The organism is Nocardiopsis quinghaiensis (assembly GCF_008638365.1).
Lineage (GTDB): Bacteria > Actinomycetota > Actinomycetes > Streptosporangiales > Streptosporangiaceae > Nocardiopsis > Nocardiopsis quinghaiensis.
The window spans coordinates 66,094-80,204 of sequence record NZ_VWVU01000032.1; the positions used below are offsets into that span (position 1 = coordinate 66,094).

A 14,111-nucleotide genomic window follows, 5' to 3' on the forward strand; every position below is an offset into this window, starting at 1 on the left:
TTCCTACCTTTCGTCACGCCAACGTCGGTGGGACAGGGGCGCTGTGATGGGTTGGTCGTCCCAGAGGATCTGGGAGAAGACCCCTGCGGCCAGGCACCAGAAGGTGGAGGCGAGCAGGATCTCCACCGGGTTCCCGTCACCCGAGGTCCCCTCCCACACCTTGAGGAGCTTGTCCCCGTCCTCCCCGAAGACGGTGGTGATGGTGACCATGCCGACCAGCGCCACGAACAGGGAGTGCACCAGGCCGGTCGCGGCCACGGCCAGGGTCCGACCGGCCAGGAGCAGGGGCGCGTACCTGTCGTGGGTGGTGCTTCCGGTGTTGTGGTTACGGGTCTCGACGAGGAGGTAGCCGAGGGCGGCCCCGACCAGGACCGCGGGCAGTAACCAGCCCGGGGCGGCCCTCTCCCACCAGGTGGGATGGAACGCCACCAGGATGATCAGGCCGACCGCCCCGGCCGCGGGCAGGCGCAGCAACAACGGCATCGCCCACACCCGTCCGAGGAACAGTGCTCCCAGCCCGGTGATCACGTAGAGGGCACCGATGCCGTACAGGCTGTGGGTGATGGTCACCCGGTCGGTGGACAGCGCCAACACTACTAGTGCCAGTGCGTTGGCCAGCGCCAGCAGCAGAAGCCCGTACACGGCCAGGGCGCCCCGATGCTTGGGGCGCCGGTACAGGCCCAGCACCGCCGACCAGACCGCGACCACCGCGAAGCGCGGTAACAGGTGGCGTTCCACCACTTCGACGAGGACCGCCCGGTCAACGGCGGTCGGTGGGGGCGGTGTCACCCGCCGACCGCTACCGGACCCCTGCACCACCGGCCCGGACAGGGCCAGGGGGCCACCCGAGTACAACGGCACGGTGAACCGGAAAGCCCTGCCTTCGAAGAACACCCGTTGCCGCGCGGGTTCCTGGAAGGCCAGCCACCTGATCTCCTCCTCCATCGCGAGGGGTGGTGCGTGATCGAACAGCGGCAGGGACTGGTGCCGGTCCAGGTACCCTCGCCACACCTCCCGGGCCTCCCGCACCCGGCGTATCAGGGGAACCCAGACCGGGCTCTGACCGAACAGGTGCTGGAGTGTCTCCTGCTGCCACCACTCCTCCCAGTCCTGGGAACCGCGGTGACGGAAGGGCTCGGACAAACTAAGGAAGCGGGTGCGGGCGGCCAGGGGTTCCAGATGCCGGTGGGCCTGTCCCTCCTGACCGGATACATGTTCCCAGAGCGTCTCCACGCACACCGTGAACACCGACCACACCCGTACAGGTGACGCCGGCCCCTCCTCCGGGGCGAGCAGTTCGGGTAGCACCACGCCCAGAAGGTGCTCGGGATGGTGCAGGAGCGCCCGGACCACGTGCTCGAAGTCCGGATCGGCGAACAGTTCAGTCAAGGCCTTGCGCGCCCCGGGCAGCTCCGGGCGCTGACTCGATGACACCTGGGTGGAGTACAGGCGGCGCAGAGCCTGGCGCAGTCGGGGATCCTGCCAAGCTTGGGCGTCGTTGGCGGTCGCGTACGCCTCACGGTCGGCTTCCGCGACGGAACCGCCCCCCGAGGTCAGACGTGCCAGGAGGGAGCTCTGGGGAAGGCCGAGGAGGACGGGCTCGTCCTTCCCCCGTTCACCCTGTTCGTCGGCGGGGCCGCTGTCGCTCACGGCTCCTGCTTCGTCGCGGGGACGAGTTCGCGCAGCGCCGTCCCGAAGGGGGTGAGCCGCCACTGGAGCTCGTCGGGCAGGTACTCGTAGGCGAACCCCTCCCAGACCGCGCCGTGCGGCGGTTCGCCGACGAAGTAGCCGTCGTCACCGGACCCCGCGAGTCTGCCTTCGAGGTCGTCAGTGCGGGGCGAACTCAACGGCAGCTCGATCGACCGGGGACTGGCGGAGAACTCGTACTGGGCGTGTGCGCTGATCCGGCTCCCGTACAGGCAGCGCAGTGCTTCGGCGAACCCTATGAGGAAGGGTATGGCCACCCGGAAACCACCGGTGAGGTGGAATCGGCACGTGGACTCCGGGTGCCGCAGCAGTTCCTTGAAGTGCGGACCGAGCGAGCCCAACTGCCGCATGGCCCCCAGGAACCTGTCGTTGTCCTCGGCGTCGAGTCCGGGCAGACGCACGATGACGACCCGTCCAGGGCCGAATCGGGCGGTGCTGTCGGTGGTGGGCAGGTAGTCCACCCGATCGATGTCACCTCCGGTCATCGCCAGGGCGTTGAACAGTGCGGCGCGCAGGCCTCGACCGGTGTCGCTGGCGACGAGGAGGACCGTCTCGTCGTTGTTACCGTCCGCTTGGACCTGGTGGTTGCCCCGCCGGTTCGAGGCCAGGGAGGTGAGTTCGGCGCTGATGGTCCGGGGCCACTCGTCGAGACCGATCTCCTGGACCAGGGACTCCAGATTCTCTCGTGCCTGGCCCCTCTCGGAGAGCTCCTTCACCAACTGTTCCGACACCCGGTCCGCCTCGTCCTGGGTGTCGGGCAGCTCGCCCTCCGGGTCGTGGATCCGCGTGCGGTTGTCGAAGACGTCCTGGGCCAGATCGGCATCGCCCACGGCTTCCTCGACGCGGGTACTCCAGTTCGTGAGGACGTTGTCGAACAGGCTGACTCCTACGGAGGCCACGTGCACGGTGATGGGACGTTCGCTCATGCGTCCTCCCCGTCCGCGCGTGCGCAGGAGAAGTAGCCGTAGCCGGCGGTGGTGCGCCCACCGCCCCCGAGTTCCTCTCCGGCCTCGACCAGCCAGTCGAACACCGCGTTCAGATCGTCCTCGTCATCGCCCATCAGCTCCACCCGCAGGTCGCCGCTGACTGAAAGGAACGGCAACGGAACCGGGTTGTGGTGCTCACCGGGGTATTGGGCGTCCTTCCTGACCTGGGCTTTCTCGTGGGCTTTGGTATCGGTGCTGGTGTAGTAGGGGTGCTGGTGCGGGGTGATGACGTCCGCGTGCACCTTCACCGTGTCCTCGCCGGGCAGGGCGTCGAGGAACCGGACCGAACCACGACTGTGGTCCTCTCGGGTCGGACGCGGCTCCTTGCCGAAACGCGGCCGAGGGCCGCCCAGAGCTCGGATCACCCGCGCGGTGTCGACGTCGGCGCTGCGTGCCCCGGCTGCGGCCAAGCCTTTGAGGGTGGCGGCGGACAGGGTCGGCCAACCATAGGTTCCGTGCAGAGCCAGGCCGTTGTCCAGGACACCGAACTGGAGGCCGAGCCCGGAGACCAGCCGCCACTCGACGGTCAGGCGCACCCTGAGCACGTGCCGACGGTCCGGGTCGGCCGAGACCCACTCCCGCAGGAAGCGCCGTCGGCGTTCCAGGGTCTGGCGCAGAAGCTCGGCGTCCCCCTGACCGATCCTGGTCTCGACGGCCCAGTCGTGCAGGGGAACGTGGTTCTTCCAGGGGTTGGTGCCTCCGTCGAGCGGTTCGAACGACAGGCGTCGCAGGACGACGAGTCCGTTGGCTTCGGGGCCGACCGCCTCCCACCGCTCCTTCTTCTCCTGGAGCGTGGTGCTGGGGTCCTGGTTCTCCCGGGCCTCGTACTCGACCCTGAGCGCCCTGCCGAGCGGGCCGTTGGCGGGGTATACCGTGGCCCGCCCTCCGCCGCCGGAACCGTGACGGCCACCGGAACCTCCGGAGCCCTGTCCCCGGTTTCCGCCCCGGGGCGCTCCGTTACCAGCACCTCCCGGAGCCGGTTTGCGCTGCGGAGGCGGAGCGGGGCGTGGAGCGCGCGGGCCCTTGCCGCCGAAGGCGTGCTTGGGGTCAGGAATCCCCGCCATGCGTAGCACCCCCTTCACCGGAGGTACCGTCGCCGGAGCCACCCTTCCTGGAACCGCCGCTCTCGGAGGCCTCGCACAGGGCTTCGGCGAGCCTGCTCAGCCACACCGACAGCGCCTCGACCTCGGCGGAGACCCGCGCGTAGTCATGGACGTCGGCTTCCCCGAGCGCCCGGAGGAACTGGTGCGGGGTCATCTGCCGCCCGGTCCCGGTGAGCAGCCCCTGGTCGGCGATGTGCGCGGCCACTCGTTCGGAGAGGCGGTGGTAGGCGCACTCCAGTTCGTCGCCCTGCGGATTCGCCTTGGAGAGCACGAAGGCGTAAGTGGCGGCCAAGCCGCTGCCGCGCAACCGCATGGGCAGTTGCCGCATACGGGTGCGCAGTTCGGGGCTGACGGTCTCGCCGAGGATCCGGTAGGCGATGCTCGCGGCCGCCTGGTCGACCCTTCTGGCTGTTCGTGTGGACTCACTCACCGGTGCCCTCCCCGGCCAACCGCGACCACACCAGACCCTTGCCCAGGGTCTCGTCCCCGCCGATCTGCAGCACGGACCCGTCGAACAGTTTCCGTAGCAGGCGCTGGTGCTCGGCGTCGTGCTCGGTGTCCTTGCCCTGCGGGGTACGCAGGGTGAGCACCGTGGCCAGCAGGGTCTCGGTGGGCAGGTACTCGCTGGTGAACGGACCGTGTTCGACGGTCTTGGTGTCGGGATTGAGCTGGACGCGGACTGCGTATTCGGTGCACTCGCGCAGGAGCTGGTCCATGATCGAGGTGCCCACCAGCAGCATGTCGGTGCGGAACTTGTCCGCGAAGTACGCCAGGGCAGACCCGTCGCCGATACCGTCGGTCGCGATCCGCTCGGCCCAGTTCTCCAGGCCTCCTGCGGTCGTGGGCCTGGACATCGGTACCAGGCAGGGCCCCACGACCTGGTCCGACGCCGTCCATTCCGTGTCGAGTGCCACCCCACGGTCGTGGGCGATGTCGGGGACGTCCGGGATCTCCCCTGGGAGCCCGGTCCGGGTGTACTTGCGGGACAGCCTCGACAGCGCCACCGAAGAGGTGGCCCAGGCGAAGGTGCGCCGCAGGGTGGGCACCGGCAGGGCCACCAACTGGGCGTCGCCGACGGTGAGCAGCCCGGCGGTGGGGTTGACCCCCGGCTCACCGTCACGCTGGACGGCCTTGCCGAACACCCGGTCCAGGGAGCCCTGGCCCCAACCGGCGTCGTACCCGGCGGCCCGCAACGCACCCTTGAGGCTCTGGCCCCACACGACCGGATACCCGGTCGTGGATTCCCGTTGGATCGGCAGGTTCAGGGATCCCTCGGCATCGGCGGCCCCGGCGTGCAGGGGCGACTCGGTGTACAGGTAGAGCAGAAAACTGGTCACGACCACACTCCGGTCAGGACGACGCCGAACCCCGCGGTGGCCAGGCTGATCTCCTTGGTCCTGCGGATTCGCTCGGACAGGGGCAGGGCCCTGCCGTGGTGCCGCACGGCCCAGCGTTCGGCGTCGTCGGTGTTGGGGAACTTCAGGAGGTACAGCGCTCCGGGCGGGACCGCGTAGTAGAGGGACCGGGAGTTCTTGAACTCCTCCCAGTTCCGGGTGGGGGAGGCGGTGGCGACGGCCAGGGGGTCGTCCAGCCGGGCGGCGACGAGTTCGGCTCCGGACGTACGAATCGGGGGGACCCATCCCCGCGGCCACACACCGGGGGTGGCCACGTACAGCAGGAGCCGGCCGCCGGGGAAGGAGGGAGGTTGTTCCGGCCATTCCAGGCCGGGCGCGGGGTCGATGTCGGCCAACCGGGCCAGGCCGCCGAAGCGCACCGGTCCCGTGACCTCGTCCAGAAGGCGGTGGCGGTCGAGTTCGGGGTGAGGAGTGACATGGGCGGCGAAGGCCCACTGCTCCCGCAGCCTCAGGTGCGTGGCCCGGTACAGCAACCCGTGTTCGGCGGTACGGGTGCTGTGGTCCACCTTCAGCCCGACTCGTGTCTCGGGTTCCAGGGGCTCCTCGGAGGAGAGCCCGAGCCGGTTCACGGACACCTTGGCTCCGGGGGCGACCAGATTCCCGTGCAGGTAGTCCTGGAGGGCCCGGCCGGACATCCACCCGGTCACGGGTTCAGGATCGTCGACGCCCTCGGGAACGGTGAAGGCGCGCAGGTTCTCCGCGCCGGACCCGGAGGCCTCTTCGTCCAGGTCCGTGCTGACCTCGGAGACGGATCCGGAGACCGACATGCGGCGCACGTCGTCGTCCCCGTGCGGGTGGACCAGGTCGGTGGGCACGGGGAAATAGGGCTCCCAGGTCCGGCCTCGCCTTCTGCGGCGGGCCAGGACCGGGCCGCGCACGCTCTCCGGTTCCCCGCCCAGTCCCCCCTCGGCCGAGGCCAAGGCCCCGGCGACGGTGGAGGGCCAGGGGTGCACGGTCTGCGCTGTCCCTCCGGTCCCGGCGTCGAAGGCTCGCCCGTCACGCACCTGCACGGTGTCATGGGGGCGCAGCAGGACCCACTGGTCGTCGAGGCGCCCTTCCGGGACGGGGGTGTCCCCGGTGAAGGGGAGCGGAACGTGCGGGGTGCTCAATGGGCCTCCTGACGCAGGAAGAGGGCGACACGGATTGCACCTTCGTCCACCAGACGCCGACCCGCGGCCATGCGCTCCAGTGACGTGGTCGCCTCGGCGGAGAAGGCCTTGCGTTCCTCCCGGTCCCGCTGGACGGGGCCGGTGTCGGTTCGCTCGTCGCTCGGTCCGCCGTTCTGCCGTTCGCTGCTCGGTACAGGGACGAGGGAGGTGTGGCGGTGGACCAGACGCCCCATCTCCGCGCGGGCGACCCGGTACGGCAGCGCATCGAACTCGCTCTGGTTCTGCTCGCCTCCGCCGTCCAGATGGACCTGCTCGGTGAGCAGATCCGACAGCAGGCGCGGGGACAACCGGGCGCGAGGGTGGTGGGTACTGGGGACGAACAGTTCCAGGGCGTCCACCGGGGAGCTCTCGGGTTCGGGCACGCCGTCCCGGCGCTCCCCTTCCCAGGGAAGGACACACTCGGCGTGGCTTCCGCTGGCGCGGATGAACCCCACCCCCAGGCCGTTCTTGTGCCTGAGCGCCTTGGCCTCCTCCAACAGCTCATGGGCGCCCGCCAGCGCCTGGCGGAGCGAGGATCCGTGGTGGAAGAACAGCAGGCCGTTGCTCGCGGAGGGCAGCCCGGGGGCGTTGGCCGCCCGGCAGGCTCGGGTGGCCTCCAACGCGGACGCGGCCGGGACCAGTGCGAGAAGGTCGTCTCCGCCCGCGTAGACCACGATGCCGCTCGCTTTCCTGACCGCCTCGCGCTGACGGGCGGCGGTGCGGGCGAGCCGGGCGGAGACTTCAGTGTGGACGGTATGCCCTCGCGACAGGTCCAGGCGGGAGCCGTCCTGCCCGGGGGCGTTGCCGGACAGGTGCCTGCCCATGGAATCCAGGTCCTGAACCAACACGGCCAGGTGTGGGGAGGGCGGTGGTACACCCTGCTCTCCCATGAGTTCCACCAGCGCCTGGGCGGCCTTACCGCCGGACTGGACGGCATCGACGAACTCCGGATCGGCCCTCTTCGCCTCGGCGTCTTCGGTGGTGTCGGTGAACTCCCTGGACAGGGCATCCACGTGCCAGGGCTCGGGGAAGACCCAGCGGCTGCCACGCCCCCGGAGCCAGTTGGCGTCGGTTCCCGTGGGTTGTGCGGGCAGGCCAGGGGTGGGGGTCTCCTCGATGGGATCGGGGCCGAGAGCCTTGGCTGACCGGCTGAGTTCTCCAACGATGTCGCTGATACCGGAGACCGTGCCCCAGAGCTTCAGAACGGCGTGCCGGTAGGGCAGAGAGGCGATCGCGTTCGTGGAGGGGAAACTCTCGTGGCTGCCGGCGGAAGTGCGGTGCCACAGCCGCTTGACCCAGTTGGCGACGGCCAATCGCTCACGCCCAAGGTGCTTCGGGGAATTGTGGGGCAGGTTCTCCTTGTCGACAGCACGCCACCGTGGCGAGAGCATGCACAGATCACCGGGGGAGTCGCCGGGCTGGTTGAAGTTCCGGGTGTTCTTGCGCTCGGCCAGAGAACGTTGGGCGTATGACCAGTCCTGCTCGTAGGATTCGGACCCGGCGGGCACGCTCACCCACTGCACCACCGGCCAGCCCGGCACTCGGTGCTGCTCCGTGCCGAACACCTCCCTCATCCACCCCTCCCAGGTGTCGTTCAGGTGGTCGGCGGTGTCCCGGGCTGCGGCGGGACCGGCGCCCTCGGGCAGCAAGGCCACGACCCGGTTGGGCATCCCGTCCTCGGCGCCGCATCTGTTCCCCTTGCCGTTCTGTTCGCCCTTCCGCTCCGCGGGGGCCGGGAAGACGATGCGCGCGTCGTGTGTGCCGTCCAGGCGGCGGACCGCCTCGGCGGCCAGGTGGGCGACGATCTCGCTGGCGGAGCGCAGGTCCGCGGTGGTGCGGGACTCGGTGATGTAGCGCTGCACTCCGGCGAGGGCGAGGATGACCAGGTCACGCGGGCCGTATTCGCTCATGCGCCTCCGTTCCAGGGGCGGTGGGGGTTGTTGAGGGTGTGCGTGCTGTGGTTCGTGGTGTCGCGGGGGCTCAGGGTGTCCTCTCGGACAGTGCCGGGGATCGCGCGGGCCTGGGGGCTGGTCCTTCGTTCATCCGTACCCGCACGTGTCCGAGGCCGTGGGTGCTCTGGGCACTGACCCCGGCGTAGGAGGCGAAGAGCCACAGTGCCGCGAACACCCGCTGCGCCGGGCGGAAAGCGCGTGCGGGCAGGCCGAAGATGGCGTTGCCGACGAACCCGGTGCGCTGACTGGGGCCCGAGCCCGAGGCCAGGCTCCGGATGCTGTGCCGGGCCAGGTGGGCGCTCTGGACCGCTTCGGTGACCGCGGATTCTGGCAGGGGCTGGGGGCTGAAGGCTGCCCACCGGCATGCGAGTCCGCCCAGAAGGAGTTCGGGGACCGGTAGGGGGAGTTGGCGCCCATCCTGGTTGATGTAGGCAGGGGTGATGAAGGAGACCGCGACTTTGCGGGCGGGCGGGGCGGCGGCCATCCGGGTGTAGGCCTCGGTGCGCTGTTCCCTCAGGGAGATCGCGGCCGTGTGCGGACCCAGTCGGGCCGAGGCGTCGATTCGCGCGCCGAGATCGGGCTCGGTGGCCTCGTCCAGCCAGCTCAGGGTCAGTTGTCGGTCAGCCAGCGCGGCGGTGAAGGGTTTGGTCTGCGCGCTGTGGTCGCCCGAAGGGGATTCGAGCAGACGGCAGGCCAGGGCGTGCAGATGGGTCGGGAGCACGCCGGAATGCGGCGGGGGACTGAGGGTGAGTGACCACTGGGTGGGCACACGGCCTCCGGGGGGTGTCGTCCACGAACGGTGCGGTAGCGGCGTCGGGTGCGGGAGGCCGTCGCCGGATTCAGGGTCACGCTAGCAACGGAAGCAGTGTGTGTCAGGGGATCTGGGGAAATGAAGGGACTGTGGGGGAAGAGCGTTGATAGCGCGAGAGGGAGGGGCGAGGCGGCGGGCATGTACACCGAATCCGGTTCGGGTGCGAGAACCTCGGGTTGCGTGCACGTTGTTTGTACTGTTCATGGGCTCGCGGATGCCAAATGTGAACTGGGGCACGGAGTTGGTGGGTCGTTGGGAGGGTGTTGCGTGCAGAGGCGGTGTATCGTCGCAGGCCACCACCCACGAAAATGGGCAGGGTTCCGCAGGCCTATAAAGCCCGTAGGGCATGGAAAAACTGGCTAGGGCTAGCGGCAGAGGCAACCTGCGCAGGTTGCACAGGTCTATTATGCTCGTAGGGCATACATGCAGGGGAATCCGACTAATACTGCTTTTCGGGTGTAGTAGGCAAATCTGACCTTTTGGCTCTGTGGGCTCTTCGGCTCGTCTCTCGCATGCGGGAATTTGAGCGAAACTCTGCGAAATCGTGTTCGGTTCGCTAGTTTGATGCCCAGAAACAGAAAAACCCGGCCGGTGCTTGCAACACCAGGCCGGGTTGTGGTCGATGCCTGCGGAAAACAGGTGTATCGACCGTGCCACCTACCTGCCACAACCAGGAAGGCGACTCGTCGTGGAGTCTACCCTTACCCCTCCCTCGAGCACAGCCGAAACCGCGAACTCGCTCGGTGCGTTCGTGGTCCGCAAGCGCCCTCTCAAGTCCTTGCAGGGCATCGGGTTCATCTCTCTGCTGTGGGTGCGTGACGCCCTCAACGCCGGGCTGTTCTCCAACACCCGCTCCTACACCGTGGCCTCGGTCATCGCCGGGGCCGGTGACTGCGACGGCCGGTACTGCTTCCTCTACCTGGCCAGCATGGTCGAGCGCTGCGGAAAGGCCATGAGCATCGCCACCGTCAAACGGGCCGTCAGGGACCTCATCAGGGCGGGGCTGGTACGCAAGCTCAACCGTCAGCAGACCCGGGCCTTCTTCGCCGAGGAGCTCGCGGTCGGGCAGCGGTGGGCCGATCGCCTCCCCTGCGTCCTGGAACTCCTCGTCCCGGCCTGCGCCTACCCGGAGCAGACCCTGGCTGAGATCAACGAGGTCCGCGCCGAGCTCGGGGAGGAACCGCTCGACGACGCCACTCGCCCCTACCCATTGGTAGGAACGACAGCTCAGGATGCTCACAACGGCGGCTCAGATTGCGCCACAAACCTCTCTCCGACTGATTCCTGTCCCAGCGAAAACCCCGGTTCCGTCCGTGGGACCTCAACCACAGGGGGAGTAGAGCGGGACGAAAGCGGACAGACAGCCCGCGAATGCCACCCGCTTCTCGCCCACATCTCCGACAGCTGTCTGCGCAGCCCCGTCACCGACCGGCTCGCCCTCGACTACGCCCTCCGAAGCCTGTGGGAACAGGGCATGACCGAGCAGGAGCTCACCGCCCTGGTCGGCGACGCCCACCGCCTGCGCAACCCCTTCCCGGTCCTGATGACCCGTATGCGCGGGGTGACCGAGGCCCGAGCCTTCCTGCGGGGCCAGCTGGGGCACGGGCTCACCGGGGCCCCTCCCAGGCTTGGCGGATTCACGCCCGCCCAGTTCCCACCGGACGAGGGCGACCCCTTCGGCGCGTCGCCCCGGTTCGAGGTGGACGCCTTGGGCCAGGCCACCGGCACCTGCCCCGACCACTCCAGCGTGCGCAACTTGCCCGGCGGTGCCTGTCGGCTCTGTGGACAGCTGTGCCGCTCCCACCCGGGTGAACTCATGCACCCGCCGGTGCAGGAACCCTCTGGCCCGACAGAACTTTCGGCCCTCCCCGAGCACTCCGCCCAACAGGAGTCCGCTTCTCGGTCCGCGCACGCAGGATCCCACGCCCCGCAGAAGGGTCTGGATCCGGAGCTGTTGGAGCGGATGAGCGCCTCACTGGTAGCCACCTGCATCCCGTTCCCGCCTCCGGTCGCTCCCCGCGATCCGTGGCTCCCCCCGGGCGCTGCTCCCTCGCCCAGGTGCCGGACCACCATCGACCACCTGCGCGAGCACTTGGTGAGGACACGTTAATCCTGGAATCTTCTCATGTTTAAATCTACGCCGTAAAGGTAGGGTAATTCTTTATTTTTTCTCACTCAAGAGACAACATTTGTCCATCCAGTCGGAGATTGTCATCGGAGATCCTGCCCGCACGCTGACCTGGACCCGGCGCGGTCCCCGGGCCGCCCGAACCCGTCGGGGGAGGGGAGGGTGCCGAGGTCGAGGGGCTGCTGTACGCGCTCCCGCAGCAGCGTTGCCTGGTCGGCTCCCGCCGGATGGCCGCCGCGCTCGCCGACGCGACGCCCGCCCCCCGCGTGTCCCCCTGGTACGGCTACGCCCCGCTGGGCCCGGCGCGCCTGGTCAACTACGACGGGATCGTGTTCGTCAGGGACGTCCCGCGGAGGTAGCGCCGCCGTCAGCGGTCCGCGCACCCAGGGCGCGCAGCAGGTAGGGCAGCAGCCGCTCGGCCATCTCCGTGCCCGGCTGGGAGCCGGGCGTGTGCGGAATGAGGAAGGTGTGGCTGACCATCGGGCCGATCACCATCTCGCCCACCACCAACGGGTCCTGTTCCGGCGGGATCTCGCCCCGGTCGGCGGCCCGGGCCAGGAGCGCCTCGACGCGGGCCTGCAGCGGTAGGACGAACCGTTCCATGAGCACGTCGGCGAGTGCCTGGTTGTGCGCGGCCTCGCCCAGTACGGCCCGCAGCAGGCGTCCGGAGGGGCCGTCCAGGGCGGCGGCCTTGTCGTGCAGGAGTGCGGCCAGGTCCGAGGGCAGGCTCCCGGTGTCGTGGTCGGGGCCCAGCTCCTCGGCCCAGGACTGGGAGGCTCCCAGGACCAGGTCCTCCTTGGAGCGCCAGCGCCGGTAGAGCGTGGCGGTGGAGACACCGGCCCGCCTGGCGACGGCGGCCGTGGTCAGGCCGCTGTAACCGTGCAGTTGGAGTTCGGTGAGGGTGGCGTCCATCAGCGCGCGGTCCCGGCTGGCGTCGCGTGGCCTTCCCCGGTGGGGGGCGTGCGGCGCGTCCGGCAGATGGTCCGTGGTCATGCCCGGAATCCTACGCCAGAGCCCCTTTCGAAACGAAAGTGTTTCGTTTAATATCGCCCCATGACGAACACCTCAGGTGCCCAAGCCGTCGAGCACGCCGCCGCTTCGCAGGTCGGTGAGCCGCTGACCCTGACCACCGAGATCCCCCCGATCGTCGCCCGCCTGCGTGCCGCGTTCGCCTCCGGTCGTACCAAGCCGGTCGCCTGGCGCCGTGCCCAGCTGCGCGCCCTGCGTCGCCTGCTCGTCGAGGAGCGCACCACCCTGGAGCGGGCGCTCAGGACCGACCTGGGCAAGAGCCCGGTGGAGGCGCACACCACCGAGATCGGCTTCGTGGTCAACGAGATCGACCACACCCTCAAGCACCTGGCCTCCTGGCTGCGCCCCCAGAGGGTGCCGGTACCCCTGGCCCTGGCCCCGGCCAGGGCGCGCCGCGTGCGCGAGCCGCTGGGCACCGTGCTCATCGTCTCGCCGTGGAACTACCCGGTGAACCTGTCCCTGGCCCCCCTGGTCGGCGCCGTCGCGGCCGGCAACGCCGCCCTGGTCAAGCCGAGTGAGCTCGCTCCCGCCACCTCCGCCGCCCTGGCCGAACTGGTGCCCCGCTACATGGACCCCGAGGCGGTCGCGGTCGTGGAGGGCGGGATCCCCGAGAGCACCGCCCTGCTGGAGGAGCGCTTCGACCACATCTTCTACACCGGCAACGGCGCCGTGGCCCGTATCGTCATGGCCGCCGCGGCCAAGCACCTGACCCCCGTCACCCTGGAACTGGGCGGCAAGAGCCCGGTCATCGTCGAGCCGGGCGTCGACCTGGCCACCACCGCGCGACGTCTGGCCTGGGGCAAGTTCACCAACGCCGGGCAGACCTGTGTGGCCCCCGACTACGTGCTCGCCGTCGGCGGTACCGCCGAGCCCCTGCAGCGGGAGCTGGCCGCGGCCATCACCGAGATGTTCGGCGACGACCCGGCCCGGAGCGCCGACTACGGGCGCATCGTCAACGAGCGCCACTTCGCCCGGCTCACCGCGCTGCTGGAGAGCGGCACCGTGGTCGCCGGAGGCCGGCACGACCGCGAGGAGCTCTACATCGCACCCACCGTCCTGGGCGGGGTGGACCCGGACTCCGCGGTGATGGCCGAGGAGATCTTCGGGCCGATCCTGCCGGTGGTCGAGGTCCCCGACCTGGACTCGGCCATCGCCTTCGTCAACGAGCGCGACAAGCCGCTGGCGCTGTACGGCTTCACGAGCTCGGAGGAGACCAAGCGCCGGCTGACCACCGAGACCTCCTCGGGTGGTCTGGCCTTCGGCCTGCCCGTCGCTCACCTGGCCGTTCCCGAGCTGCCCTTCGGCGGTGTGGGGGACAGCGGTATGGGCGCCTACCACTCCGTCGCCTCCGTCGACACCTTCTCGCACACCAAGTCGGTGCTCGACAAGTCGCTGTTCATGGACACCATGAAGGTCGCCTACGCGCCGATCACCGACCTGAAGGAGAAGCTGCTGCGCAGGCTCCTGTGAGCGGCGGAGCGGGAGGCGCCGCCCCGTCGCCGGGTCAGTGTTCCCGGGAGGTGCCGTGCTCGACGGCCGTGGACTCTCCCGCCGCGTACGGGTGGTGGAGGTCGAACGCGGGCCGCTCGGACCGGATCCGCGGCAGCGACGTGAAGTTGTGCCGCGGCGGCGGGCAGGAGGTCGCCCACTCCAGCGAGTTGCCGTAGCCCCACGGGTCGTCCACCTCGACCTGGGGGGCGTTCTTCGCGGTGACGTAGACGTTCCAGAAGAAGATCAGCGTGGAGGCGGCCAGCACGAACGAGGAGACCGAGGAGATCTGGTTCAGCTCGGTGAAGCCGTCACCGGGCAGGTAGTCGGCGTAACGGCGCGGG

Annotated in this window: 12 protein-coding genes and 1 pseudogene; 3 read left to right on the forward strand and 10 right to left on the reverse strand. The window is 69.4% G+C overall.

The window, feature by feature from the left end; all coding sequences use genetic code 11:
• Nucleotides 1-3 precede the first annotated feature (3 nt).
• The 8 genes from FYX01_RS23685 to cas6 form a co-directional block, all read right to left on the reverse strand.
• Nucleotides 4-1,650, reverse strand: coding sequence for a hypothetical protein (locus FYX01_RS23685; protein ID WP_150245248.1), 1,647 nt, complete (start codon nt 1,648-1,650; stop codon nt 4-6).
• Nucleotides 1,647-2,633: a hypothetical protein gene (locus FYX01_RS23690; protein WP_150245251.1), complete on the reverse strand. Its 987-nt coding sequence runs from the start codon at nt 2,631-2,633 to the stop codon at nt 1,647-1,649. The genes FYX01_RS23685 and FYX01_RS23690 overlap by 4 nt, the downstream gene beginning before the upstream one ends.
• Complete coding sequence (cmr6, locus tag FYX01_RS23695; RefSeq protein ID WP_150245254.1) at nt 2,630-3,757, reverse strand: type III-B CRISPR module RAMP protein Cmr6; 1,128 nt, start codon at nt 3,755-3,757, stop codon at nt 2,630-2,632. The genes FYX01_RS23690 and cmr6 overlap by 4 nt, the downstream gene beginning before the upstream one ends.
• Nucleotides 3,741-4,226, reverse strand: coding sequence for a type III-B CRISPR module-associated protein Cmr5 (gene cmr5, locus FYX01_RS23700; RefSeq protein WP_150245257.1), 486 nt, complete (start codon nt 4,224-4,226; stop codon nt 3,741-3,743). The genes cmr6 and cmr5 overlap by 17 nt, the downstream gene beginning before the upstream one ends.
• Nucleotides 4,219-5,133, reverse strand: coding sequence for a type III-B CRISPR module RAMP protein Cmr4 (gene cmr4, locus FYX01_RS23705; RefSeq protein WP_150245260.1), 915 nt, complete (start codon nt 5,131-5,133; stop codon nt 4,219-4,221). Before cmr4 ends, cmr5 begins: the two co-directional genes overlap by 8 nt.
• Nucleotides 5,130-6,320, reverse strand: a complete 1,191-nt coding sequence (locus FYX01_RS23710; protein WP_150245263.1) for a type III-B CRISPR module-associated Cmr3 family protein — start codon at nt 6,318-6,320, stop codon at nt 5,130-5,132. The genes cmr4 and FYX01_RS23710 overlap by 4 nt, the downstream gene beginning before the upstream one ends.
• On the reverse strand, nt 6,317-8,269 hold the full coding sequence (locus FYX01_RS23715; RefSeq protein ID WP_150245266.1) for a Cas10/Cmr2 second palm domain-containing protein: 1,953 nt from the start codon (nt 8,267-8,269) through the stop codon (nt 6,317-6,319). Before FYX01_RS23715 ends, FYX01_RS23710 begins: the two co-directional genes overlap by 4 nt.
• A gap of 70 nt (nt 8,270-8,339) precedes the next feature.
• On the reverse strand, nt 8,340-9,032 hold the full coding sequence (gene cas6 / locus FYX01_RS23720) for a CRISPR system precrRNA processing endoribonuclease RAMP protein Cas6 (RefSeq protein WP_223830616.1): 693 nt from the start codon (nt 9,030-9,032) through the stop codon (nt 8,340-8,342).
• 778 nt (nt 9,033-9,810) lie between these two features.
• On the opposite strand from cas6, the gene FYX01_RS23725 reads away from it, so the two are divergent.
• The gene (locus FYX01_RS23725) at nt 9,811-11,232 is read left to right on the forward strand and encodes a hypothetical protein (RefSeq protein WP_150245272.1); all 1,422 of its coding nucleotides are present in this window, start codon (nt 9,811-9,813) and stop codon (nt 11,230-11,232) included.
• A 245-nt stretch (nt 11,233-11,477) separates the two neighbouring features.
• Nucleotides 11,478-11,609 carry a hypothetical protein gene (locus FYX01_RS27110; RefSeq protein WP_263363788.1) on the forward strand — a complete coding sequence of 44 codons (132 nt, stop codon included), beginning with the start codon at nt 11,478-11,480 and terminating at the stop codon, nt 11,607-11,609.
• Here the strand turns inward: FYX01_RS27110 and FYX01_RS23735 are convergent.
• Nucleotides 11,587-12,243, reverse strand: a complete 657-nt coding sequence (locus tag FYX01_RS23735; protein WP_150245276.1) for a TetR/AcrR family transcriptional regulator — start codon at nt 12,241-12,243, stop codon at nt 11,587-11,589. The genes FYX01_RS27110 and FYX01_RS23735 overlap by 23 nt on opposite strands.
• Before the next feature lie 60 nt (nt 12,244-12,303).
• Between FYX01_RS23735 and FYX01_RS23740 the strand changes: the two genes are divergently transcribed.
• Nucleotides 12,304-13,749: an aldehyde dehydrogenase family protein gene (locus tag FYX01_RS23740; RefSeq protein WP_150245279.1), complete on the forward strand. Its 1,446-nt coding sequence runs from the start codon at nt 12,304-12,306 to the stop codon at nt 13,747-13,749.
• Nucleotides 13,750-13,783: 34 nt separating this feature from the next.
• Here FYX01_RS23740 and FYX01_RS23745 read toward each other — a convergent pair.
• Nucleotides 13,784-14,111 (reverse strand): annotated as a pseudogene (locus tag FYX01_RS23745) (cytochrome ubiquinol oxidase subunit I); the annotation flags it as partial.

Bases quoted from the DNA above. Each gene is read 5' to 3' on its own strand.
- FYX01_RS27110 (WP_263363788.1), top strand. From the start codon at position 11,478: ATGGCCGCCGCGCTCGCCGACGCGACGCCCGCCCCCCGCGTGTCCCCC.
- FYX01_RS23690 (WP_150245251.1), bottom strand. From the start codon at position 2,633: ATGAGCGAACGTCCCATCACCGTGCACGTGGCCTCCGTAGGAGTCAGC.
- FYX01_RS23740 (WP_150245279.1), top strand. From the start codon at position 12,304: ATGACGAACACCTCAGGTGCCCAAGCCGTCGAGCACGCCGCCGCTTCG.
- FYX01_RS23735 (WP_150245276.1), bottom strand. From the start codon at position 12,243: ATGACCACGGACCATCTGCCGGACGCGCCGCACGCCCCCCACCGGGGA.
- cmr6 (WP_150245254.1), bottom strand. From the start codon at position 3,757: ATGGCGGGGATTCCTGACCCCAAGCACGCCTTCGGCGGCAAGGGCCCG.
- FYX01_RS23715 (WP_150245266.1), bottom strand. From the start codon at position 8,269: ATGAGCGAATACGGCCCGCGTGACCTGGTCATCCTCGCCCTCGCCGGA.